This is a genomic window from Haloarcula marina (assembly GCF_024218775.1).
Taxonomy (GTDB): domain Archaea; phylum Halobacteriota; class Halobacteria; order Halobacteriales; family Haloarculaceae; genus Haloarcula; species Haloarcula marina.
Genome location: NZ_CP100404.1, coordinates 1544795 through 1567587, shown reverse-complemented (window position 1 = coordinate 1567587; position 22793 = coordinate 1544795). Strand labels below are relative to the sequence as shown.

The window sequence follows — 22793 nt, the reverse complement described above, 5'->3', positions numbered from 1 at the left end:
CTAATTTACCGCATGCTGAGCGCGACGATGGAGGACTACCTGAAGGCCATCTACCGACTCGAACGGGAGGGTGAGCCACCGGTCGCGACGTCGACAATCGCCGAGACGCTGGAGGTGACCCCGCCGACGGCGACGAGCATGATAGAGAAACTCGAAGACCGGGACCTCGTCGAGCGCGAGAAGTACAAGGGCGTCACGCTCACGCCGGAGGGCGAAACCGTCGCGCTGGAGGTCATTCGCCACCACCGCCTGCTGGAAACGTTTCTCACCGAGCAACTGGGCTACGACTGGTCCGAGGTCCACGAGGAGGCCGAAATCTTAGAGCACCACATCAGCGAGGAGTTCGAACGCCGCGTGGCCGCGGCGCTCGACGAACCCGCCGTCGACCCCCACGGCGACCCGATTCCCAACGACGAACTCGAACCGATAGAGGAAATCCCCGCGTCGTCGCTCTCGGACCACGGCGAAGGGGCGCGTCTCGAAGTCGCCCGAGTTCGCGACCGGAACGCGGAGGAACTCACGTACCTCGACGAGGCGGGCGTCACGCCCGGGACGACACTCGTCGTGAAAGAAGTCGCACCCATCGGGATGGTCACCGTTCGCCTCGGCGACGGCGAAACCGTCTCGCTCCCGGACCATATCGCCAGCGCGATTCAGGTCACGAGGGCGGACGACACCATCGCCGACGGGGTGAGCGAGGTGTGAGCGAGGCGACGTGGCTGACCGTCGTTTTCATCGCCGCCGGTGCGCAACTGGCGGTGCTCCCCGGGGAGAAGGTCCAGTTCATCATCGCCGGTCTGTCGACGCGCTTCAACCCGTACATGGTCGTCGCGGCCGCTGGCACGGCCTTCGCCGGGTGGACCGCCGTCGAGGTCTGGTTGGGCCAACGAGTCACCTCGCTGTTGCCGGGTATCTACCTGGACGCCCTGACCGCCGGGCTATTCCTCCTCTTTGCGTACCTCCTCGTCCACACCGCTCCCGCGGCCGACGCCCCCGACCGCGAACCCGCACGCGACCTCCTGACCGACGGCGGCGAACTGGACGTGCAGGTCCCACTGGTAGGGTGGCGCGTTCCGAACAAACTCGGCGGCTTTCTCCCCATCTTCGCGCTGATGGCCTTCGGCGAGTTTGGCGATAAGACCCAACTCATCACCATCTCACTGGCCGCCCAGTACACCGCGTTCCCGACGGCCATCTGGACCGGCGAGATGCTCGCCATTATCCCGGTGAGCCTCGCGAACGCGCTCGTCTTCTACCGCTTCTCGCACGCCTTCGACCTTCGAAAGGCCCACTTCGCCGGGGCCGCCCTGTTCCTGTTCTTCGCGGCCGACGGCGCGGTGAGCGTGCTGTTCGGCGTCTCCGTCTGGGAGACGATAGTCGGGGCCGTCGTCGCCGCCGTGGGCCTCTGAGTCCAGTCACCACGGACACTCATTACGGAGCGGCGAGCATCGTCGGGTATGCGCGGCCTCGACGACACCGACCGAGAGATAGTGAGACTGTTGCTCGACGACGCCCGTCGCCCGTTCAGCGACATCGCCGACCGCGTGGGACTGTCGGCCCCCGCCGTCTCCGACCGGGTCGACCGCTTACAGGAGATGGGCGTCGTGCGGGGGTTCACGCTCGACCTGGACCGGTCGCTGCTCCGGTCCGGCGTACCGGTACTGCTGGAAATCGTCGCCGAACCGGGGCGGACAGACGCCGTCGCGAGCGGTCTCAACGACGCCGACGCCGTGGAACACGTCTTCAGGACCGCCGACCACAGAGTGACCGTGACGGCGACCGTCCCGCAGTCGGCGGTCACGGACCTCCTCGACGCCCACGTCGACGTTGCCGACATCGACAGTTACGAGGTGCGACTCGTCGCCGACACCGAGTGGACACCCGGCCTCGGAACCGCCGAGTTCGCCCCGGACTGCGCCGAGTGCGGCAACACCGTGGACGAGGAGGGCGAGCGGACGGTGCTGGACGGCGACACCTACTACTTCTGCTGTGGGTCGTGCGAGTCTCGCTTCGTCGAACAGTACGAATCGCTGAAAGAGGGGGCGTGAGTCTGGGCGTTCGGGCGACGGTGACGAAGATTCTACGCTACTTCACTTTCGAATCGTAGACTGTCCCGGGAATATACTTTTGCTCCCTAAGCACAAACCGCATCAAAGAGTACCACGTAGTATACGACAAGATGACTGATAGAACCGTTCGCCTCGAACTCACGGGGATGAGCTGTGCCAACTGCTCGGCGACCATCGAGGACGCGGTCGGGCGGTTGGACGGCGTCGAGTCTGTCGACGCCAACTATGCCACCGACGAGGGGAGCGTGACGTACGACCCCGAGACCGTCTCGCTCGGCGATATCGTGGCCGCCGTCGAAGACGCGGGCTACGGCGTCGTCACCGAGTCGGTGACCGTCGCCATCACCGATATGTCGTGTGCCAACTGCGCCGAGACGAACGCCGAGGCCTTGGAACGGACGCCCGGCGTCGTCTCGGCCGACGTGAACTACGCCACCGACGAGGCACAGGTCACCTACCTCCCGTCGGCGGCGTCGCTGTCGACCCTCTACGACGCCATCGAATCGGCGGGTTACACCCCGGTTCGGGAGGACGGAAGCGCCGACGACAGAGACGGTGAGGGCGCCGAGCAATCGTCCGAGGACCGTCGGGACGCCGCCCGGAACGCCGAGGTTCGGAAGCAACTCCGGTTGACCCTCTTCGGCGCGGCGCTGTCGGCCCCCCTGCTCGTTTTCATGGCCGACCACCTGCTGGGACTCGGCCTGTTCGAGTCGACGCTGTTCGGCGTTCCGCTCGGGTGGGTCCAGTTCGCGCTGGCGACGCCGGTGCAAATCGCGCTCGGTCGGCCGTTCTACGAGAACGCGTACAAGGCGCTCGTGAAGAACCGCCGCGCGAACATGGACGTGCTCATCGCGCTGGGGTCCTCGACGGCGTACGGCTACTCCGTCGTCGCACTGCTGGACCTCATCGCCAGCACGGGCCTGTACTTCGACACGGCGGCGTTCATCCTCGTGTTCATCACGCTCGGGAACTACCTCGAAGCCCGCTCGAAGAGCCAAGCGGGCGCGGCCATCCGGCAACTGCTGGAGATGGAAGCCGACACCGCGACGGTCCTCCGCGAGGACGGTTCCGAGGAGGAGATTCCCCTCTCGGACGTCGAGGTCGGCGACCGCCTGAAGGTCCGCCCCGGCGAGAAGATTCCGACCGACGGCGTCGTCGTCGACGGCGACTCGGCCGTCGACGAGTCGATGGTCACCGGCGAGTCCGTCCCCGTCGAGAAAGGGGCGGGCGACGAGGTCATCGGCGCGACGGTGAACCAGAACGGCGTCCTCGAAGTCGAGGCCACGAAAGTCGGGTCCGAAACGGCGCTCCAACAAATCGTCGAGCGCGTGAAGCAAGCCCAGTCCCGCCAGCCCGAGATTCAGAATCTCGCCGACCGCATCTCGGCGTACTTCGTCCCGGCGGTCATCGCCAACGCCCTGCTGTGGGCGGGCGTCTGGGCCGTCGCGCCCGAAGTGCTGGCCGGGTTCGTGAGCGCGCTCCCCGTGTGGGGACTGGCGGCGGGCGGTCCCGCCGCCGTCGGCGTCTCCGAGTTCGCCGTCGTCGTGTTCGCGTCGGCGGTGCTCATCGCCTGTCCCTGCGCGCTGGGACTGGCGACGCCCGCGGCGACGATGGTCGGGACGGCCATCGGCGCGCGCAACGGCGTCCTGTTCAAGGGCGGCGACGTGCTCGAACAGGTCCGCGACGTGGACACCGTCGTCTTCGACAAGACGGGGACGCTCACCGAGGGCGAGATGGAACTGACCGACGTGGAAGTCGTGGGAGCGGCGGCGGACGGTGGGACGCTGGAAGAGCCTCCCGAACTCACCGAGGCGTACGTCCTCGAACTGGCCGCCAGCGCCGAGAGCGGGAGCGAACACCCCCTCGCGCGGGCCATCGTCGACGGGGCGCGAGAGCGCGGTATCGACGTGGCCGACGCCGATGACTTCGAGAACGTCCCCGGACAGGGCGTGCGCGCGACGACGCCCCACGGCGAGGTGCTGGTCGGCAACCGGAAACTGCTCGAAGACGCGGGGGTCGACACGGCCCCCGCAGAGGAGCAGATGGACGCCCTCGAACGCGAGGGGAAGACGGCGATGCTCGTCGCCGCGGCCGACGGCGGGGCGACGAACGACCAGTTCCGTCTGGTCGGCGTCGTCGCCGACGCGGACACCGTCAAGCCCAGCGCCGCCGACGCCGTCTCGGGCCTCCGCGACCGCGGCCTCGACGTGTGGATGATTACCGGCGACAACGAGCGCACCGCCCGGGCCGTCGCCGAAGAAGTCGGTATCGACCCCGACAACGTCCGCGCGGGCGTCCTCCCCGAGGACAAGGCGGAGGCCGTCGAGGGGATTCAGTCCGAGGGCAAGCGAGCGATGATGGTCGGCGACGGCGTCAACGACGCTCCCGCACTGGCGACGGCCGCCGTCGGGTGCGCCATCGGGTCGGGGACCGACGTGGCCATCGAGGCGGGCGACGTGACCCTGCTCCGGGACGACCCGGCCGACGTGCTGAAGGCCATCCGCATCTCCGACGCCAGCCTCCGGAAGATAAAACAGAACCTCTTCTGGGCGCTTGGCTACAACACGGTGATGATTCCGCTGGCCTCGCTGGGCCTGCTCCAACCGGCGCTGGCCGCGGCCGCGATGGCCGCCTCGTCGGTGTCCGTCCTCGCCAACAGCCTCGCGTTCCGGCGCTACACGCCCGACGAGGACTACGAACTGCTCGGGTTCCTCCGGCCCTGAACCGGCGGTTCCAGTACACTCTTTTGCCGTCGGCCCCGACTGTGGGGTAGTGAGTGAGAGTCAGTCGGGCGGCGGAACACCGGGTACGCAACCGACGGGCGTTCGGGTCCGTCTGCGGGCGCTGTGGCGCGCCCTCGTCGTCGCGTGGCAGTTCGTGCCGTTCGTCCTCGCGTGGGCCCGCGACCGAAAACGGTACGTCTTCTTCGGGGCCTCGCGGTCGGTGTCCAGCGAGGACCGGACCCGGCGGGCGCGCCGACTGAAGCGGACGTTTCTGGAACTCGGCCCGGCGTTCATCAAACTCGGGCAGATGCTGTCGACGCGGCCCGACGCGCTCCCGGCGGAGTACATCGAGGTGCTCTCGGAACTCCAAGACAAGGTCCCGCCGGACCCGTGGGCCGACATCGAACCCCTCCTCGAACGGGAGTTCGGCGGGCCGGTCGACGAGCAGTTCGATAGCTTCGACACGTCGCCCATCAGCGGCGCGTCGCTCGGACAGGTGTACGAGGCGGAACTCGACGGTCAGCGCGTCGCGGTGAAAGTGCTCCGACCGGGCATCCGCGAGCGCGTCGAATCTGACCTCCGGGTCTTGGAGACGCTAACGCCGGTCCTCGTCCGCGGCGCGGACCCGGCACAGGCGTTCACGCTGGAGAACCTAACCGAGGAGTTCGCGGCCACCATCCGCCGGGAGATGGACTACGCCCACGAGGCGCGGATGCTCCGGGAAATCGGCGCGAACTTCGCGGCCGAGGACGGCGTCGCCATCCCGACGCCCGTCGAGAGCCACTCGACTGACCGTGTGGTGACGATGACGTACCTCGACGGCGTGAAGATAGACGACGTGGCCCGTCTGGATGAGATGGGCGTCGACCGCGAAGCGCTCGTCCAGCGGTTAGAGGAGGTGTACATCCAGATGATAGTCGAGGACGGCCGGTTCCACGCCGACCCGCACCCCGGGAACCTCGCCGTGCAGGAAGACGGGACGCTCGTCTTCTACGACTTCGGGATGACGGGCCGACTCGGGTCGGGAACCCGCGAGCAGTTGATGGAGTTCTACGTGGGTCTGGCGACCGACGACGTGGACCGCGTGATGGACGCGTTCGTCGCCATGGGGGCGCTGGACCCGGCGGCAGACCGCGACGTGATGCGCGAGGCCTTCGAAATCGTCATCGAGCAGTTCCGCGGCGAGGACATCAGCCAGTACCGTATCGAGCAGTTGGTCGGCCAGTTCGAGAGTCAGTTGTACGAGTTCCCGATGCGACTGCCCCAAGACCTCGCGCTCGTGGTCCGGGTCACGACCGTCTTAGAAGGGGTCTGCCGGACCCTGGACCCGGAGTTCGACTTCATCGAAATCATCACGGACTACGTGATGGAAGAGGGCATGGCCGACGCCGGGTCGGCCATCGGCGAGGAGATACGGCGGACCGTGACCGACGCCGGACGCTCGCTCGTCACGACGGCCCCGCGCGTCGAGGCCGCGCTCGACAGGGCGACCCGCGAGAACCTCGTCCTGGACACGATACTGGAAGACAGCGGCGGACTTGCACAGCGGATGGCCCTCCGCCTCTTGCTCGGCATGGTGGCCGCCGCGGGCATCCCCATCGCCGCGTTCCTCTACGTCACCGCGAGCGTCGACGCGACGGCGCTGTCGCTGGGCGGAACAGCGCTCTCTCTCGTGATTCTCGCGTGGTCGTTCCGGAGCGAACGCGGGTCCGCGCTGACCACGCCCGCGCCCCAGTTCACGCGCCACGAGATGCGCCAGCGCGAGGGTGACGGCCCCTCAGACCAGTAGTTGCACGTCGGCGTCGGCCATGTGTTGCAGGGCCGTCGCCGCGCCCACGTCCGTCGTGACGCCGTCGTAGAACTCGTCGTGGTCGTAGCCGAACAGTTCGGTCGTCATCTCGCAGGCCTGCAGGTCTGCACCCATCTCCAGCGTCGTCTCGATGAGTTCCTCGACAGTAGCGGTCCCGTTCGCTTCGATTTCGCGGTTCATGTACCACGTCGCCAATGAGTCACCGCCGGGGAGCGCGCCGATGACGTTCGGCATCGGCATACTCGGGTTCCCGACGGCGCTCACTCGCAGGTCCTTCGAGCGCTCCTCGTGGAGGATGTCGAGGCCCCAGAACGTGTGGAAGACGGTCACATCCCACCCGAACGCGGCGGCCGTGCTGGCGAGGATGAGCGGCGGATACGCCATGTCCAGCGACCCCTTGGTCGCGATGATGGTCATCTTCTTGGGGCCGTCGTCGCGGAGTGATTCGACGGTCGACTCCAGTTCCTCGATACGGTCGTACAGCGCGGCCACGTCCGCCTCGTCGTCGACGGTTTCTGGGGCCTCTGTCGCGTTCGAAGTCGTCTCGCTGCTCATGCCTCCACACGCTCCACGAAGTGGTGGTAGACGGTCTGGTCGTCCGTCTCGGACTCTGTCTGTGCGAGCAGTTCCACGTCGTCGAGCGAGGCCGCCCACCCGTCGATGTCGCTGACACTGCCGGAATCCGTCGCCAGCACTTCCAGCACGTCGCCGACCGCGAGGTCGTCGACCGCCTGCTTCGTTCTGACGACCGGCATCGGGCAGGACTCGCCGGTCACATCTATCGTCGTCGTCACGTCGTCAGTTGGTGCATTTTCGGGCATTGTATTTCGCTTGTCCTGCAATATATGGTTCAAAGTCATAAATCTGTTGCCCGGGCTCGAAGAGATATATTCGACAATTTCACGCCCTGAAGTTCAACAAAGGCACCTACAAAGGCACAGTTTGTAATATATGTTGACGCACCCAAGTTGCCCAAATTGTGCAATACGCTCGCAACACTTTTCAACCACAGTCCGTTACGATGGAGTACAGAATGAGCGAGAAACCCTTCACCATCCCGGACGACGTGGCGACAATCGAACCGACCGACCTCTACGACCGACTCGACGCTGGCGAGTCCGTCGGGGTCCTCGACACGCGCGCTCCGAACAGCGTCGACGACTGGCGCATCGACGGGGACTCCGTGGACTTCGCGAACGTCCCGTACTACGACTTCCTCGACGGCGCGTCCGAGAGCTCGCTCGACGAACTGCCTGACGCGCGTCCCATCTACACCGTCTGTGCGAAGGGCGAGTCGAGCAAGTTCGTCGCCGACGTGCTGACGCAGGCGGGCGTCGACGACGTGGTCGCCGTCGAGGACGGCATGCAAGGCTGGGAGACGGTGCTCGACAGCACGGAACTGTCGGCCGACACCGACGCGACTGTCGTCCAGTTCCACCGGCCCTCGTCGGGGTGCCTCTCCTACCTCGTCGTCGACGGCGAGGAGGCCCTCGTCGTGGACCCCCTCTACGCCTTCGCCGAGGAGTACGTCTCGGCCGCACGTGACTACGGCGCGGAACTCGTCGCCGCCGTCGACACGCACGTCCACGCGGACCACATCAGCGGCGTCCGCCGACTCGCCGAGGAGTACGGCGTCCGAGCGGTCGTCCCCGCCGCCGCAGAGGAGCGCGGCATCGAGTACGAGACGGCGTACGACACGGTCACCGACGGGGAGGCAATCCACGTGGGGACGGTCAGTGTCGAAGCCATCCACACCCCCGGCCACACGTCCGGGATGACCTCCTACCTCGTCGACGAGGCCGTCCTGCTGACCGGCGACGGCCTGTTCGTCGAGAGCGTCGCCCGCCCGGACCTCGAAGGGGGCGACGAGGGCGCGCCCGATGCCGCCGGGCAGTTGTACGACACGCTCCACGACCGAATCCTGTCGCTCCCCGACGAGACGCTGGTCGCGCCTGGCCACGCGAGCGACGCCGCCGAGACGGCCGGGGACGGGAGTTACAGCGACGCGCTCGGTGACATCGCCGCGTCGATGCCCGCGCTCGACCGCGACAGAGATTCGTTCGTGGAGTTCGTCCTCGCCGATATGCCACCCCGACCGGACAACTACGAGGACATCATCGCCGCGAACCTCGGCCATCAGCGGGTCGACGGAGACGAGGCCGCCGAACTCGAACGCGGCCCGAACAACTGCGCCGCCACGACGAACGCGATGACGGGGCAGTAAGATGGTGGTCGAGACACTGTTTCCGAACGGTTGGCTCCACTATCTCATCGGGGGCCTGCTCATCGGGACCGGAACCGTCGTCATCTACCTCTCGACGGGGATTACGGCGGGCGCGAGCACGTTCCTCGAGTCGACGCTGTCGTACGTCTCCGACCAGTCGCGCTTCCAGCAGTACCGCTTCCGGGCGACCCGCGACTGGCGCGTCGTGTTCACGCTGGGCATCGTCCTCGGCGGGGCTATCTACGGCCTCACCCTCGGCGAGTTCGGGTGGACGACCGACGTGCAGTGGTGGCGACTCCTCGCCGGCGGCGTCCTCGTCGGCATCGGAACGCGCGTCGGCAAGGGGTGTACCTCCGGCCACGGCGTCTGTGGCGTCGGGTCGCTGTCGGAGACGTCGCTGCTCAACGTCGCCACGTTCGTCGGTATCGCCATCGGGACGGCCCAAATCGTCGCGGCGCTGGGGGTGTCTCCATGAGCGAACGCGACGGTCGCCACCCGCTGTTCATGCCCGCCATCCTCGTCGGCGGCGTGGTCTTCGGGTTCGGCCTCGGCCTGAGCGAGATGTACCAACCGGAAGTGGTCCTTCGCTTCCTCCAACTGACGGACTTCGGCCTCTTGCTCGTGATGGGCGGGGCCAGCGTCGTCGCCGGGACAGCCTTCGCCGTGATGTCCGCGACGGGCGGGAGCGCCCCGCTCACCGGCAAGCAGTTCGGCAAGCGGGTGAAGTCGATGGACAAGAACGTCGTCCTCGGCGGCGGCATCTTCGGCGTCGGATGGGGAGTCTCGGGCATCTGTCCCGGTGCCGCGTACGCCAGCCTCGGCGTCGGCAACGTCACCATCCTCTACGCCATCGCCGGGATGTTCGTCGGCGCGTACGTGCAGGGATACGTCCGCTCGTCGTCGAGTGCGACCCAAGCCACGGAGGAACCAGCATGACCACCGACACGAACGATACCACTATTCCGACGGCGAGGGAGGCCTAACCATGCCCGAAGCCATCCGCGCGACGCTGGAGGACGACCTCGAATGCGAGTTTCTGCTCGACTGCTTCCACGGCCTGACGGAGTTGGACAGGAACTGCTTCGAGCGGTTGGTAGCCAGCGACGACCCGCTGACCGTCGACGAACTCGCCGACCGCGTCGACCGCGACCGGACGACGGCCTACCGGTCGGTCCAGCGTCTGCTGGAGGCGGACCTCGTCGTGAAGACGCAGGTCAGCGGCGAGGGGAGCAGCTACTACCACGTCTACGAACCCGAGGACCCCGACGCCATCGCCGACCAGATGCAACGCGAACTGAACGACTACTACGCGAAGATGGGACAGCTAATCCACGAATTCCGCGACAAGTTCGGTGAGCGATCGGGATGAGCGACGAGCAGTTCGACCCCAGCGGCGAACGCGAGCGGGCTCTCGGCGCGGGGCTATTCGAGCGAGACATGGGACCGAGTTCGTCGATGGCCCACCTCTACCGCGGGGAAGTCCACCGGATGACCCGCTGGCGCGAGCGACTCGACCGCACGACCAACTGGGCGGTCACCGTCATCGCGGCCATCCTCACGTGGGCGTTCTCGGACCCGACGAACCCCCACTATCTCGTCCTCGTCGGCCTGGTGACGCTCGCCATCTTCCTCGGTATCGAGGCCCACCGCTACCGGGGCTTCGACGTGTGGCGCTCCCGGGTCCGTCTCATCCAGCAGAACGTCTGGTCGCACGGACTGGACCCGAGCCAACCCGTCGACGACGACGCGTGGCGACGGAAACTCGGTGCGGACTACCAGCATCCGACGCTGAAGGTGTCCTTCGAGGAGGCGCTGGCCCACCGCTTGCGGCGGGTGTACCTCGCCCTCTTTAGCGTCGTCACCGCCGCGTGGGTCATCCGCGTGACGGCGTTCGCCGAATCGGGCGCGTGGCCCGCGAGCGCGAGCATCGGAATGGTTCCCGGGAGCGTCGTCACCGCCGCCGTCGCCGTCGCGTACCTCGCGGGCGTCGTCGTCGCCATGCGGCCCCGGACGTGGCACTCCCGGTCGGAACTCCGGGACTGCGCCGTCGACGAGTGGCGCGAGAATCAGGGCGAGGCCGACACCGAGGGCGCGAGCGAGGCCTAGAGGGCCCCAGTGGCGGCCATCGACCGAATCTCCGCGGCCCGTTCGCGAATCTCGGCCCACTCCTCGTCGTCCTTGCCGTCGACGTGGCTGTACATCAGCCCCATCCGGTGGTTCGACCGCAGTTCGTCCTCGTTTCTGTCCAGAAAGTCCCAGTACAACGCGTTGAACGGACACGCACCCTCGCCGGTGGTCTTCGTCTTGTAGTAGGGACACCCCGAGCAGTAATCGCTCATCTTGTCGACGTAGTTCGCGGAGGACGCGTACGGTTTCGTCGCGAAGACGCCCGCGCCGTACAGCCCCATCTCCACGACGTTCGGCGTCGTCACCCAGTGGAAGGCGTCGACGTAGCCCGCGTGGAACCAGCGGTTCAGTTGCGCCGGTTCCACGCCGTAGATGAGCCCGAAGTTCGAGAGAATCATCAGGCGCTCGATGTGGTGCGAGTAGCCCCGCTTGCGAACGCCGTCGACCACGTCCGAGAGGCACGCCATGTCCGTCTCGCCGGTCCAGTAGAACTCGGGGAGGGCCTCGTCGGCCCCGAGTTGGTTCGCTTCCGTCAGTTCCGGCGTCTCGCACCGGTAGACGTGCCGGAGGAACTCCCGCCACCCCACGACCTGTCGGACGAACCCTTCGACGCTGTTCAGGGGGGCGTCGCCCTCCTCGTAGGCCGCGATAGCGCGTTCGACGACTTCGCCGGGGAGGAGGAGGCCGAGATTCAGCGACGTGGAGAGCAGACTGTGGCTCATCGCCCACTCCTCGCGAAGCATGGCGTCCTGATACGGGCCGAACTCCGCGAGACGATGCGTGACGAAGTGGTCGAGCGCCTGTACAGCCTGTCGGCGCGTCACCGGCCAGTTGAACGACTCTGGAGCCGCCCAGCCGCCGCCGTACGGCGGGTCGGCGTAGTCGCCGTCGAACGCCTCCGCGACCCACTCGGCGACTGCCTCGGTGGTCTCGTCGGGGTCGAACGTCGGCGGGTCGGCGGGGTCCCAGTCGTCGGGCGGCGTCTCGCGGTTCTGGTCGTCGTAGTTCCACTCGCCCTCGACGGGTTCGCCGTCGTCCATCAGGTAGCCCGTCTCGCGGCGCACGAACCGGTAAAAGTCTTCGTGGCGGTAGCGCTCGTCGCTGGCCCACTCGTCGAACTGTGCGGGCGAACAGAGGAATCGCTCGTCCGGGACGAACTCGACGGTTCCCCCGGCGTCCTCGACGAGTGTCTCGATGCGTTCCCACGCGCCCTCGGCCTGCGGGCGCGTCGTCACCAGCGTTTCGTCCGGATACTCTTCGAAGTGGGCGTCGAGGCCCTCGGCGAAGGTGTCGGCCCGCCGGTACTCGACCTCGCGGCCCCGGTCTCGGAGTTCGTCGCGGAAGTGCCGCATTGCGCTGAACACGAGCGTCAGTTTGTGCGGATGATACGGGAGTTTCCGCGCGAACGATGCGGCCTCCACCAGTAGTACTCGGTCGTCGGGCCGGTCTGCCACCGGTCCGCGCTCGGCCACGAGGTGGTCACCGCGCACCCAAACCGTCACAGCAGTGTCCTCGGTTGCATGGTACGCGATACACCCGCGACGGGGATGAACCCCCTTCCAAACTGTGTCGGTACCCACCGGTCGCGGTCGTTGAGGCAGGTATCCACTCCCTTACACGAACACGTTAGGGCAAAGACTTAAACCATATCCTCGGGGCTTGTATCGGCCATAATCGTTCGTTTCACTGTCTCCGAAGCGACCCTCTTTTACGTCTCAGAACCCAAGAATGACTGTATGGCAGACAACCTCGATAGACGGACGTTCATCCGGAGTACAGCTGTTGTCTCGGGCGTCGGACTGCTCGCCGGTTGCGGCGGGTCGAGCGACGGCGGGAGCGGTGGTTCGGATGGCGACAGCGGGAGTGGTGACGGCAACGACGGGAGTACCGAGACGGACGCCGAGGCCAGCACGACCGAAGGCGGGAGCGGGTCCAGCGGGGTCCCGTCGGAAGTCTCGGAGTACCTCTCGGACGTCGACAACTTCGACGGGACCGTCGCCGACCAGACCGGCACCGGCAACGTCGAGGTCACGGTCGGTGCGGAGGGCAACGGCGGCAACTACGCGTTCGGCCCGGCCGCCGTCCGTATCGACGCCGGAACGGACGTCAACTGGGCGTGGAACGGCGAAGGCGGCTCACACAACGTCGTCCACGAGGAGGGCGACTTCGAGAGCAGTCTGGTGAGCGACTCCGGCAACGACTTCCAGCACACCTTCGAGGAGTCCGGCGTCTATCTCTACTACTGTCAGCCCCACAAGAGCCTCGGCATGAAGGGCGCGGTCATCGTGGAGTGACTACCGGTCGCCGAACGCCGACCGACTCGCGACGGACAGCGAGTACGCGATGACCGCGAATCCCGCCGCGGTGATGGCGTTCTCGAAGACGAGCGCCGTGTGCGTATCGATACCGAACAGTTGGTCGGCGACGCCCGCCAGTAGCGACCCCGACGTGACCGTTCCGAACCCGACAGCGAGATAGGTCAAGGCCCTCGACCGGGTCTTCCTCGCCGCTTTGGCGGCCAGATAGGTGATGAGGCCGCCGAGCAGGAGCGTTACTGTCTTGAAGCCGATGACGATGGGTGAGATGGGTCCGTTCATAGTTCCTCGCTAACGCGTGCCCACAGGCGGGCCAGTCGTTCGTCGGGCGACTGCTGAGCGGAGACGACTTCCACGTCGAAGGCATCGTCGCCGTCGAGCGCGACGAAGACGCCGTTACAGTCACGAACGTACGTCGTCCTGTGGTGCCCGTCTGGGCGCACGTCCGTCTGCTCGGCCACCAGTCCGGCCTCGCTCAACTGTTCGAGTTTTCGGTACGTACTGGTCTGCGGGAGGTCACACTGCTGTGCGACCGCCTTCGCTGGCAATGGCTCCGCAACCGTCGCGAGGATTTCGCGGCAGTCGGGGTCCGCCAGCGCCTCGAACACGGCTTGCTCGTCTGTGGAATCGTCTCCTCTCACGGGGGGCCTCCGGGGGTTCAGAGGGATTCAGGGTGGAGTATGGCCGTCGCGAAGACTGTCTGCCGTCTCGAACCTTAACGTGTCGGTTTTCGGATAGCTGCCGCGCCGACCATGTACGTCTTCGTTGCAGTCCAGTGTACAAAGGCCCGACCGCAGATTTCCAGAATGTGGAAATCAGTCTGATACTTTTCCTCTCGTTCGGCCGTAGCCGGACACGCGATGTCAAAGCCCTCCCGCCGCGACGTCCTCCGAAGCACAGCCATGACTGGTCTCCTCGCCACCGCTGGCTGTCTGTCCAGCGATTCCACCAACCAATCACTCGGGATGCAGCGCGAGAAGACGACGGCCACCGAAACCTCGCCGACGTCTCCAAACAGTCTCGACGAGTGGCTCAGCGACGCGAACGGCTACGACGGCGAACCCCGTCGATTCGGCCCCGACTCCCGCCCCACAATCAGCGTCGGCGCGGGCACCGACGGACTGGCGTTCGACCCGCCCGTCATCGAAATTGCCCCGGGAACGAACGTCGTGTGGGAGTGGACCGGCCACGGTGGCCAACAGAACGTCGTCGCCCTCGATGGGACGTTCGACAGCGGTCGAACCAACGCACAGCCCGGTACCTGCTACCAGTACGTTTTCAGCGAACCCGGGGAACACGCCTTCGTCAGCGAACCCCACCGCGACGACGGGATGAAGGGGGCCGTCATCGTCGCCGAACCGCCGTCGACTGGCTACGCGGCCGTCGACGAGTGGTTGGCCGGTGCCGGTAACTTCGACGGCACCGTCGTTGACCGAACTGACCGTGAGACGGCCACCGTCACCGTCGGGAGCGAGGGCAACGGCGGTGCCTTCGCCTTCTCACCGCCGGCGCTCAAAATCAGTGCTGGCAGTACCGTCCGCTGGGAGTGGACCGGCGAGGGCGGCGGTCACAACGTCGTGTTCGACGGCCACGACATCAACTCCGGCGGGGTGACCCCAGACGCCGGGACGACGTTCGAACACACCTTCGAGACGACCGGCCAGTACCTGTACTCCTGTCTGCCACACCGAGCGCTGGGCATGAAGGGAGCAGTAATCGTCGAGTGAGCCGCCAACGGCGCTCGTAGAGCGGGCGGTGCGGGAGTGAACAAGCGTACGACGTTTGCGAACTACGCCGCGGCCGCGAGCGCCTGAAGGGAGCGGGCGCGGCGGGATTCGAACCGAAGCAAGACGGTCGGTCGCTCCGCTCGGCGCTGCGACTTGCAGGGTTCGAACTCCGGGCCGACGCACGCCTCACTATCGTTCGGCGGCGACGGGCGTGGCGGGATTCGAACCCGCGGTCTAGGGGTTAGGAACCCCTCGCCCTCGTCCACTAGGCCACACGCCCTCGTTCGCGGGTCGTGGGACTGCTGAAAAACCCTTTCGTTCGGTGAGACAGCGAAAAGACGAGAAGAGTCAGTTGCTCGTTTCGGTGGACTTCTCTTCGGACGCCGTCTCCGTCGACGACTCGCCAGCGGCCGACGTTTCGGGCTTGCTGCCGCCCTCTTTCATCTCTTCGAGTTCTTGCTCGACTTCGGTTCGCCCCTTCTGGAACTCGCCCATCGCCTCGCCGGTCGAGCGTGCGAGCTTCGGAATCTTGTTCGCCCCGAACAGCAGGACGGCGATGAGGAGGATGACCATCATCTCCGTCGTCCCGGGCATTCCGGGGAACAGTGGTACGAATGTCCCTGACATTGTGTCCGAAGTTTACGTGGTTGCTATTATAGTCTTTTTGCTAGTCGCCGGGCGCTGGGACGCCGTTATAGGCCTTCTGACGGCCCCAGCAGCGAATCGGCGTGGTTCTGGTACGTACTAGAGGGTCCCTACCGAATACGTGGCAGCCTACTGGTGGCGTAACCGCGCAATTACGTCGTCGAACCACTCCGGAACGTCCACGTCGGCGAGGGTGCCGTCGCGCCACGTCGTCACCACGTCCATCCCGCCGTCGCGGGTGACATCGACGCGCCACTTGCGACCGTCTTCGGCGGTGATGTCGAAGCGAGCGCCGCCGCTCGCCAGCCTGTCGACGTGTTCGACGTGAACCTCGGTACCGGTGTAGACTTCCATCGTATCGCCCATAGGCGGTGAGTGGGGTGCGACGGCCTTAAATGAGGGCCTCGGCGTGGTTTTCCCGAGCGCCGAGAAGGACATCACGTAAGGGCTATGCCGCGGCAGTCGATAGCGGCGGGTATGGTATCTGTCGGAGACGACGCGCCCGATTTCACCGCGCCGCTGGCGAACGGTGACGTGGACGAACTCACCCTCTCGGACGAACTCGGCGACGGGCCAGTCGTGCTGGCCTTCTTCCCCGGTGCGTTCACCAGCGTGTGCAGTCACGAGATGGAAGCGTTCGACGAGAGACTCGACGCACTGCGCGACCTCGACGCGACGGTTTACGGCGTCAGCATCGACACGCCGTTCGCGCAGAACGCGTTCCGCGACGAACTCGGACTGGACTTCTCGCTCGTCAGCGACAACGACCGGGACATCGTCGAGGCGTACGACGCGTCGATGGACTTCGAGGCGTTGGGCGTCCACGACCTCGCGAAGCGCGCCGTCTTCGTCGTCGACGAGGACGGCGTCGTCACGTACGCGTGGGTGTCAGACGACCCGGGCGTCGAACCCGACTACGAGGAAGTGGTCGCCGCCGTCGAATCGGCCTGAGACGGGGGTGAGTTTTTTTCGCTCCGCCCAGATGTATCACGTATGAGTGAGACAGACGAGGAGACGGTCGGCCGAATCTACGACCCCGACGCCCCCCACGCGTTCCCCGACGGCCGAGTCAACGCCGTCCTCGAATCCATCGCCGCCGACGAGACGGTGCAGGCGTACCTCGAAGCCCAGAACGTCAATCCGGTCACCCGAAAGCGGTACAACGACCACGGCAAGAAGCACATCAGCATCGTCCGGAACCGGGCGCTGTGCCTGTACGACCTACTGAAACAGAGCGGCGTCGAGTTCAACGGCGCGCTGGACCACGGACTGGACGAGGCCGACGAGGCGGTCATCGTGGCCCTCGCGGCGACGCTGCACGACATCGGCCACGTCGTCCACCGCGACGACCATCCCTACTACTCGATTCCGCTGGCCGCGGACCTCCTCGACGACCTGTTGGAACCGTTCTACGACGTGACCGAACGAGTCCAGATGAAGGGGGAAATCCTCCACGCCATCATCTGCCACCATACCGAGGAGATGCCGCTGACACTCGAAGCGGGCGTCGTCAGGGTCGCCGACGCGCTCGACATGGAACGCGGCCGTTCGCGCATCCCCTACGAACACGGCGGGCGCGGTATCAACACCGTCTCCAGTCAGGCCATCGAGACGGTTACGCTCAGCCGCGGCGAGGAGTACCCCGTCTTGGTCGAGATAGAGATGAACAACGCCGCGGGCGTCTATCAGGTCGACAACCTGCTGAAGGCGAAACTGAACGATTCGGGCCTCGAAGAGTACGTCCGCATCGTCGCGCTCAACACCCGGGAGGACGGCAACCAAATCGTCGAACGTATCGAACTCTAAGCTGGGTAACCTGTGAGCTACACAACCGTTTTGTAGCCCCACACCATACCCCTGTGTATGAGTCTCACACCCATCGACGAGCATCGGGATAGGGGACCCGACGCTCCGGACGAAGCGCGTGGGGAGACCACTGCCCTCCAGCGATTCGTGTCCTCCGTGCGGTCGGCCTTCGGGAGACTGGTCGGGGCGGAATCGGTCTTCGGGTCGGCGAACGCTCGCGGCGACGGCCCGGTCCGACAGGAGCGGGCGGCACGGACCACAGAGGCGTCGTCGGACTGCCCGCCAGTCGCGGGCCTCCCCGAGCGCGCCCGTCCGTTCACCTATCCCGCGCGCGACAGCGACGACGAGAACCCGGTGGAACTCGTCGGCGTCGAAACCGCCGAGGGCCTGACCGTCTCGCTGCCCGACAATCCCGACGCGACTATCACCTCCGACACCTGGGAGCCGGTCGAACCGTAGCGTCCGGTCTTCTCGTTGGCCGCCGATTTCGCTCGTCCAGTTACTCGACGAAGAGACGCGTCCCCGGAACGAGTGCCGCGTCGTCCGGGAGTTCGCTGACCCACGCTGCCGCGTGGGCGTCACCGTCCGCACCCGGAACGGCCGGTGACGGGTCGGCCGTGGACGCGCTGAAGACGACGAACTCGCGTTCGGCAGTCCCGTCGCCACCCTCCAGTCGGGCCTCGTACCGCCACACCCCTTCGACGCCCTCGATTTCGACTTCGATACCCGCGTTCGTCTCCACCCACGCTCGCACTTCAGCGGCGTAGTCTTCGTCCGCTCCGACGGCCGCCATCGGAATCTTCCAGTCACAGGTGTCCGTGACCTGCATCAGGAGTACGTCGCCGTCGGCGTTCTTCACCCCGACGGGAGCCGCGTCGTCCATCTCGGCGACCTGCTCGAACCTCTTGGCGTCGACGGTGTCGGTGTCCTCGTGGACGGGAACGTCGGCAGGAATCTCCATGAACACCGATGTTCAGACGAACGCGACATAAAACCTATCGGCGTTTCGGGGGACCGGCCGTCGGCTCAGTCCCTGCCTTACTCCCCCCTTCGTTTCGTCCGAGCGATGCGGCGACCGGGATTCATACCGGACCGAGACGGTAGTGCTCGCTCACTCCGTTCGCTGTGCACACTGCGACTCGTAGGATTCAAACCCTCTGTACAGCATTTGCTGCTCGCGAACTGCTCGAAGCAAAATGCGGCGACCGGGATTTGAACCCGGGCCATGAGCTTGGAAGGCTCAGGTCCTGCCACTAGACCACCGCCGCTCACTGCGTTCGCGGCGTCATTCGCAATTCCGATGGAATTGCTCATCACCGCCACGATACGCTCAGTCCGTCGCCCACGCGGCGATGTTCTCGGTTCCGTCGGAACCGGTCACCGCCGCCGCAGGTGGAAACGAACGTATTTCACCGTAATCGGGAGGTGATTAAGGGCCTTTCCCTTCGACGCCGACGACGGCGTAGCAGTTGCCGCTGGAGATGCGCAGCGACCGCAGGGCGAGGCCGCTGTCCGCGACGGCGCGTTCGAACTCCGCGGGTGCGTAGATGTGGTAGAAACGAGGGACCGTCTCGCCGCCGGGGAGCGTCCAGTCGACGGTCGTGTCGAACCCCGTCTCCGCGTCTTCCGGTGCGTCGAATCGGTCGTGGGCGGTGCTCCACGCGCTGACGAGGGCCGTGCCGTCGGGCGCGAGGACGCGGGCGAGTTCGTCCAGGCTGGCCCGACGGTCGGTGGCCGTCGGGAGGTGATGGAGCGTGGCGACGTACACCGCGAGGTCAACGCAGTCGTCGCGGAGCGGGAGCGAGGCAGCGTCGCCCTGGAGGAGCGAGACGCGGTCACCGACGCGCGCGACTGCCTCGCGGAGGAGCGCTCTGCTGGCGTCGAGGCCGACGACACGGTCGGCGGCGTCGGCCAAGAGCGCGGCGTGCCTGCCGTTACCACACCCTACGTCGAGCGCCGTCCCGCCGCTCTCGGCGTCGGCGACGAACGACTCCACCTCCGGCCACGCGTACTCGCGGGTCTTCGAGAAGTGGTCGCCGATGCGCTCGTACGTCCGGCGAACGCTGGCCCGGGAGCGGTCGTCCATACCCACTCCTGTCCCAAGAGCGGCTTACTCGTTTCGACCGCGCACGGCCGCGCAGCCACCGTCTGTTGGCGAACGTGAATAAATGTCCGTCCAACTCGGCTTCCGTTTCGCACGAAAATCTGGACAGACCGTTACCTTATACACATAATACTCTACCCAATTCTGTCCATCTGTGATATTCGAGGGCGAATTATCAATCATTGTTTAGCAAAAGTTCATATAGGAGTCTTCCAACCCACCTGGTGATGCTGATGACGTGGACAAACGATTGCGTGACGTACATCAATCCGGACAAGCGTACAGAAGTGAGTGGTTCGACATGGTGAGTGTCGAAGCGTTAGCGACTGGCGTTAACCTATTGTGGGTGCTTATCGCCTCGTTCCTTATTTTCTTCATGAAAGCCGGGTTCGCGATGCTGGAGGCCGGGCAGGTCCGGGCGAAGAACGTCTCGAACCAGTTGACGCAGAGCCTCCTGACTCTCTGTGTCGGCCTGCTGGTGTTCTTCGTCGTCGGCGAGGGCGTCGCCCGAGGCGTCGGACTGGCGACGGGGGCCGACATCCCGACGCTGTTCGGCTACATCGGCGGCGACCTGACCACCTCGGTCAACTGGCTCATGGGCGGGATGTTCGCCATCGCCGCGGCGAACATCGTCTCCGGCGGCGTCGCCGGGCGCTGTCGCCCCCGGATGTACGTCATCTACACGGCGTTCATCACCGCAATCATCTACCCCATCGCGGTGGGGCTGACCTGGAAGGGCGGTTTGCTCGCGCAACTCGGCTTCGCCGAGTTCGCGGGCGGGATGGTCATCCACGGGATGGGCGGCCTCTCCGGCCTCACCGCCGCATACGTGCTGGGACCGCGACTGGGCCGCTACAACGAGGACGGGAGCGCGAACGTCATCCCCGGGCACTCCGTCACGCTCGCGGTGCTGGGGACGCTCATCCTCGCCTTCGGTTGGTACGGCTTCAACGTCGGAACCGCGGCCACGGTGTTCTCGCCGAACGGCGGCGACATCGCGCTGGGGTCGTTCGCCGCCGCCGGACGCGTCGCCGTCGCCACCTCGCTCGGCATGGTCGCTGGCGGCCTCGCGGCGGGCGTCGTCGCGTGGCAGAAGACCGGCAAAGTCGACACGCTGTATCTCGCGAACGGGATGCTCGCGGGCCTCGTCGGCGTCACCGGCGCGGCGAACGTGCTGACGTGGGTGGGCGCGCTGTTCCTCGGCGCACTCGCTGGCGCGCAACTGCCCCTCGTCTTCGACTTCGTCGAGAATCGACTCGGTATCGACGACGTGTGCGCGGTGTTCCCCGTCCACGGGTCGGCGGGCATCCTCGGTATCGTCCTCTACCCGCTCCCGTACGTCTCCACCGTGGGCTTCGACCCCGGACAGATAGCGGTCCAACTGCTCGGCGTCGTCGTCATCGGCACCATCAGCGTCGTCGGCACGTACGCGCTGTTCACCGCCACGACGGCGCTCGGATGGGCGCGCGTCGACGCCGACAGCGAACGTGAGGGTCTGGATATCGCCGAACACGGCGTCGAGACGTACCCCGAATTCGCCAGCCCCGATGCGCTGACCGATTCGGCCGTCCGCGCCGACGGCGGCCGCGCGGCGGACATCGAACTCGTGATGGCGATGATTCGCCCGGAGAAACTCGCCGCCGTGAAGGAGGCCCTGACCGACGTGGGCGCGCCCTCCGTGACCGTGACGAACGTCTCCGGCCGCGGCTCTCAGCCAGCGAAGAAGGGACAGTGGCGCGGCGAGGAGTACGTCGTCGACCTCCATCAGAAGGTGAAAGTCGAGTGCGTCGTCGCGGACGTTCCGGCACAGGAAGTCGCCGAAGCCGTCCGCGAGGCCGCTCATACCGGCGAGAAAGGTGACGGTAAAGTGTTCGTCGTGCCCGTTTCCGAAGCCCTCCAAGTCCGGACCGGAACCCGCGGCACCGAAGCCGTCTGAACGCCGCACTCCGACCGTTCTTCGACCGCGTTTCCGTCACCGTTCGACCGTCAGTAGTAACTGGTTTCCCGCCGTCTGCCGGTGAAATCGACCTATACCTTTCCGCCGTGGCTTCGAGCTATCGGTGTCATGACCGAAAGGAACCTCACCCGCCGTCGCGTCCTCCAGTACGGCGCGGTGGCGTCAGGCCTCGCCGTCGGTGGGTCCGCGCTCGCGGCACAGCAGACGCCGGGAGACGGGGACTGTTCGCTGACGGCGGCGGCCGACGGGAGCGGCGACTACGCCGACCTCCAAGCGGCCGTCGACGCTGCGAGCGACGGCGAGACGGTGTGCGTCGCGCCCGGCGAGTACGACGGGACCGTCGTCGTGGACACGCCGAACGTCACCCTCGCAGCGACGGAACCGGAGGCGGCTACAGTCACCGGGAGCGAGACGCCCGCAGACCCAGCGATTCGCGTCGCGGCCGACAGCGTCGCGCTCACGGGGCTAACTGTCCGTAATTCCGACGGGGCGCTCGGCGTCAGCGTCGACGCGGACGCCACTGACGTGACGCTCAGAAACAACCGAATCGTCGGGGTAGGGCCGGTCGCCGGGTCGGCGACCGCTATCCGCGCCGCGGGCGGCAACGCGGGCCTCACCGTCAGCGGCAACACCGTCGAGAGCGTCGCGAGCGAATTCGGCGAGGAGGCGGCCGACGGCCCGACGGCTACGGGTATCGCACTCGGTGAGGCGGGCGCGGGCGGCCACGCCGACGTGACCGTCGAGAACAACGCCGTTCGAGCGGTCCAGAGCGAGGCGGGCGCTGTCGGACTCGCCTTCGGCGGAACACTCGACGGCGCGTCGGTCCAGGGCAATCGCGTGACCGGCCTCGCTGGCCGGAACGACCGGAGCGAATCCGAACAGGCGGCCCCTTTCGAGACGTACGCACGCGGCCTCGTCGTCGACGCCGACCGGACGGCCGAGGTGACCGTCGAGTGGAACGTCTTCGAGGACATCACCGCCGAGTACTACAATGGCGAGAGCGCGCGGTTCGAGAGCGGTGCGGGCGGCGTCACGCTTCGACTGAACAACTTCCTGACGGTCGTCGGCGTTCACAACCGGACGGAGACGGCGGTAGCGGGAAGCTGTAACTACTGGGGGAGTCGGGACGGCCCGCGGCAGGTCGACTCGAACCGGGCCGCGGACGACGAACTGCCGGAGACGGACCGGGCGGCAATCGTCGGACCGATGACTTTCCGCCCGTGGTTGCTCCACTCCGTCGAGACGGGCGAGATGGCCGCCGAGTCCTGCCACGGCGGGCGGTAAGG

General features: G+C 66.3%; 26 protein-coding genes and 2 tRNA genes. 17 read left to right on the top strand and 11 right to left on the bottom strand.

Going from position 1 to position 22793, the window contains the following annotated elements; translation table 11 throughout:
• The first annotated feature begins 12 nt into the window (after positions 1-12).
• The 5 genes from NJQ44_RS08215 (at position 13) to NJQ44_RS08195 (ending at position 6581) form a co-directional block, all read left to right on the top strand.
• Positions 13-705 carry a metal-dependent transcriptional regulator gene (locus NJQ44_RS08215; protein ID WP_254274200.1) on the top strand — a complete coding sequence of 231 codons (693 nt, stop codon included), beginning with the start codon at positions 13-15 and terminating at the stop codon, positions 703-705.
• Positions 702-1409: a TMEM165/GDT1 family protein gene (locus tag NJQ44_RS08210; protein WP_254274199.1), complete on the top strand. Its 708-nt coding sequence runs from the start codon at positions 702-704 to the stop codon at positions 1407-1409. The genes NJQ44_RS08215 and NJQ44_RS08210 overlap by 4 nt, the downstream gene beginning before the upstream one ends.
• 48 nt (positions 1410-1457) lie before the next feature.
• A complete protein-coding gene (locus NJQ44_RS08205; RefSeq protein ID WP_254274198.1) occupies positions 1458-2048 on the top strand; it encodes a winged helix-turn-helix transcriptional regulator in 591 nt (196 codons plus the stop codon).
• Positions 2049-2179: 131 nt separating this feature from the next.
• On the top strand, positions 2180-4792 hold the full coding sequence (locus tag NJQ44_RS08200) for a heavy metal translocating P-type ATPase (protein WP_254274197.1): 2613 nt from the start codon (positions 2180-2182) through the stop codon (positions 4790-4792).
• 49 nt (positions 4793-4841) lie between these two features.
• On the top strand, positions 4842-6581 hold the full coding sequence (locus NJQ44_RS08195) for an ABC1 kinase family protein (protein ID WP_254274196.1): 1740 nt from the start codon (positions 4842-4844) through the stop codon (positions 6579-6581).
• On the opposite strand, the gene NJQ44_RS08190 is transcribed toward NJQ44_RS08195, so the two are convergent.
• Both NJQ44_RS08190 and NJQ44_RS08185 read right to left on the bottom strand, forming a co-directional pair.
• Positions 6570-7157 carry a DsrE/DsrF/DrsH-like family protein gene (locus NJQ44_RS08190; RefSeq protein WP_254274195.1) on the bottom strand — a complete coding sequence of 196 codons (588 nt, stop codon included), beginning with the start codon at positions 7155-7157 and terminating at the stop codon, positions 6570-6572. The genes NJQ44_RS08195 and NJQ44_RS08190 overlap by 12 nt on opposite strands.
• On the bottom strand, positions 7154-7423 hold the full coding sequence (locus tag NJQ44_RS08185; RefSeq protein WP_254274194.1) for a sulfurtransferase TusA family protein: 270 nt from the start codon (positions 7421-7423) through the stop codon (positions 7154-7156). The genes NJQ44_RS08190 and NJQ44_RS08185 overlap by 4 nt, the downstream gene beginning before the upstream one ends.
• A gap of 212 nt (positions 7424-7635) precedes the next feature.
• Here NJQ44_RS08185 and NJQ44_RS08180 point away from each other — a divergent pair, with 212 nt between their 5' ends.
• From NJQ44_RS08180 to NJQ44_RS08160, 5 genes are read left to right on the top strand one after another with little or no spacing between them, the layout of a single operon-like run.
• Complete coding sequence (locus tag NJQ44_RS08180) at positions 7636-8826, top strand: MBL fold metallo-hydrolase (RefSeq protein ID WP_254274193.1); 1191 nt, start codon at positions 7636-7638, stop codon at positions 8824-8826.
• 1 nt (position 8827) lies between these two features.
• Positions 8828-9301, top strand: coding sequence for a YeeE/YedE family protein (locus tag NJQ44_RS08175; RefSeq protein WP_254274192.1), 474 nt, complete (start codon positions 8828-8830; stop codon positions 9299-9301).
• Complete coding sequence (locus tag NJQ44_RS08170; RefSeq protein WP_254274191.1) at positions 9298-9762, top strand: DUF6691 family protein; 465 nt, start codon at positions 9298-9300, stop codon at positions 9760-9762. Before NJQ44_RS08175 ends, NJQ44_RS08170 begins: the two co-directional genes overlap by 4 nt.
• Positions 9763-9811: 49 nt before the next feature.
• On the top strand, positions 9812-10195 hold the full coding sequence (locus NJQ44_RS08165; RefSeq protein WP_254274190.1) for a helix-turn-helix domain-containing protein: 384 nt from the start codon (positions 9812-9814) through the stop codon (positions 10193-10195).
• Positions 10192-10932: a DUF2270 domain-containing protein gene (locus NJQ44_RS08160; protein ID WP_254274189.1), complete on the top strand. Its 741-nt coding sequence runs from the start codon at positions 10192-10194 to the stop codon at positions 10930-10932. The genes NJQ44_RS08165 and NJQ44_RS08160 overlap by 4 nt, the downstream gene beginning before the upstream one ends.
• Here the strand turns inward: NJQ44_RS08160 and NJQ44_RS08155 are convergent.
• Complete coding sequence (locus NJQ44_RS08155; protein ID WP_254274188.1) at positions 10929-12455, bottom strand: cryptochrome/photolyase family protein; 1527 nt, start codon at positions 12453-12455, stop codon at positions 10929-10931. The two genes, NJQ44_RS08160 and NJQ44_RS08155, sit on opposite strands and share 4 nt — an antisense overlap.
• Positions 12456-12689: 234 nt before the next feature.
• Between NJQ44_RS08155 and NJQ44_RS08150 the strand changes: the two genes are divergently transcribed.
• The gene (locus tag NJQ44_RS08150) at positions 12690-13247 is read left to right on the top strand and encodes a halocyanin domain-containing protein (protein ID WP_254274187.1); all 558 of its coding nucleotides are present in this window, start codon (positions 12690-12692) and stop codon (positions 13245-13247) included.
• Here NJQ44_RS08150 and NJQ44_RS08145 read toward each other — a convergent pair whose 3' ends face one another.
• Both NJQ44_RS08145 and NJQ44_RS08140 read right to left on the bottom strand, forming a co-directional pair.
• Complete coding sequence (locus tag NJQ44_RS08145) at positions 13248-13550, bottom strand: DUF7521 family protein (protein ID WP_254274186.1); 303 nt, start codon at positions 13548-13550, stop codon at positions 13248-13250.
• The gene (locus NJQ44_RS08140) at positions 13547-13909 is read right to left on the bottom strand and encodes a winged helix-turn-helix domain-containing protein (RefSeq protein WP_254274185.1); all 363 of its coding nucleotides are present in this window, start codon (positions 13907-13909) and stop codon (positions 13547-13549) included. The genes NJQ44_RS08145 and NJQ44_RS08140 overlap by 4 nt, the downstream gene beginning before the upstream one ends.
• 261 nt (positions 13910-14170) lie before the next feature.
• Between NJQ44_RS08140 and NJQ44_RS08135 the strand changes: the two genes are divergently transcribed.
• On the top strand, positions 14171-14995 hold the full coding sequence (locus tag NJQ44_RS08135) for a halocyanin domain-containing protein (RefSeq protein WP_254274184.1): 825 nt from the start codon (positions 14171-14173) through the stop codon (positions 14993-14995).
• 206 nt (positions 14996-15201) lie between these two features.
• On the opposite strand, the gene NJQ44_RS08130 is transcribed toward NJQ44_RS08135, so the two are convergent.
• From NJQ44_RS08130 to NJQ44_RS08120, 3 genes are all read right to left on the bottom strand, one after another.
• A tRNA-Arg gene (locus tag NJQ44_RS08130) sits at positions 15202-15275 on the bottom strand.
• 68 nt (positions 15276-15343) lie between these two features.
• Positions 15344-15589: a Sec-independent protein translocase subunit TatA/TatB gene (locus NJQ44_RS08125; protein ID WP_254274325.1), complete on the bottom strand. Its 246-nt coding sequence runs from the start codon at positions 15587-15589 to the stop codon at positions 15344-15346.
• Positions 15590-15769: 180 nt separating this feature from the next.
• Positions 15770-16006 carry a hypothetical protein gene (locus NJQ44_RS08120; protein ID WP_254274183.1) on the bottom strand — a complete coding sequence of 79 codons (237 nt, stop codon included), beginning with the start codon at positions 16004-16006 and terminating at the stop codon, positions 15770-15772.
• A 111-nt stretch (positions 16007-16117) separates the two neighbouring features.
• Between NJQ44_RS08120 and NJQ44_RS08115 the strand changes: the two genes are divergently transcribed.
• The 3 genes from NJQ44_RS08115 to NJQ44_RS08105 are packed head-to-tail and all read left to right on the top strand — an operon-like array spanning position 16118 to position 17905.
• On the top strand, positions 16118-16591 hold the full coding sequence (locus NJQ44_RS08115) for a redoxin domain-containing protein (protein WP_254274182.1): 474 nt from the start codon (positions 16118-16120) through the stop codon (positions 16589-16591).
• Between the two features lie 42 nt (positions 16592-16633).
• Positions 16634-17446: an HD domain-containing protein gene (locus NJQ44_RS08110; RefSeq protein ID WP_254274181.1), complete on the top strand. Its 813-nt coding sequence runs from the start codon at positions 16634-16636 to the stop codon at positions 17444-17446.
• A gap of 57 nt (positions 17447-17503) precedes the next feature.
• Positions 17504-17905 (top strand): hypothetical protein, encoded by a 402-nt coding sequence (locus NJQ44_RS08105; protein WP_254274180.1) that lies wholly within the window; start codon positions 17504-17506, stop codon positions 17903-17905.
• 40 nt (positions 17906-17945) lie between these two features.
• On the opposite strand, the gene NJQ44_RS08100 is transcribed toward NJQ44_RS08105, so the two are convergent.
• From NJQ44_RS08100 to NJQ44_RS08090, 3 genes are all read right to left on the bottom strand, one after another.
• Positions 17946-18407: a hypothetical protein gene (locus tag NJQ44_RS08100; RefSeq protein WP_254274179.1), complete on the bottom strand. Its 462-nt coding sequence runs from the start codon at positions 18405-18407 to the stop codon at positions 17946-17948.
• A 236-nt stretch (positions 18408-18643) separates the two neighbouring features.
• Positions 18644-18714 (bottom strand) — tRNA-Gly (locus tag NJQ44_RS08095).
• Positions 18715-18875: 161 nt separating this feature from the next.
• Positions 18876-19532, bottom strand: coding sequence for a class I SAM-dependent methyltransferase (locus NJQ44_RS08090; protein WP_254274178.1), 657 nt, complete (start codon positions 19530-19532; stop codon positions 18876-18878).
• A gap of 319 nt (positions 19533-19851) precedes the next feature.
• Here NJQ44_RS08090 and NJQ44_RS08085 point away from each other — a divergent pair, with 319 nt between their 5' ends.
• Complete coding sequence (locus NJQ44_RS08085; RefSeq protein WP_256557213.1) at positions 19852-21486, top strand: ammonium transporter; 1635 nt, start codon at positions 19852-19854, stop codon at positions 21484-21486.
• A 129-nt stretch (positions 21487-21615) separates the two neighbouring features.
• On the top strand, positions 21616-22791 hold the full coding sequence (locus tag NJQ44_RS08080) for a right-handed parallel beta-helix repeat-containing protein (protein ID WP_254274176.1): 1176 nt from the start codon (positions 21616-21618) through the stop codon (positions 22789-22791).
• The last annotated feature ends 2 nt before the right edge of the window (positions 22792-22793 follow it).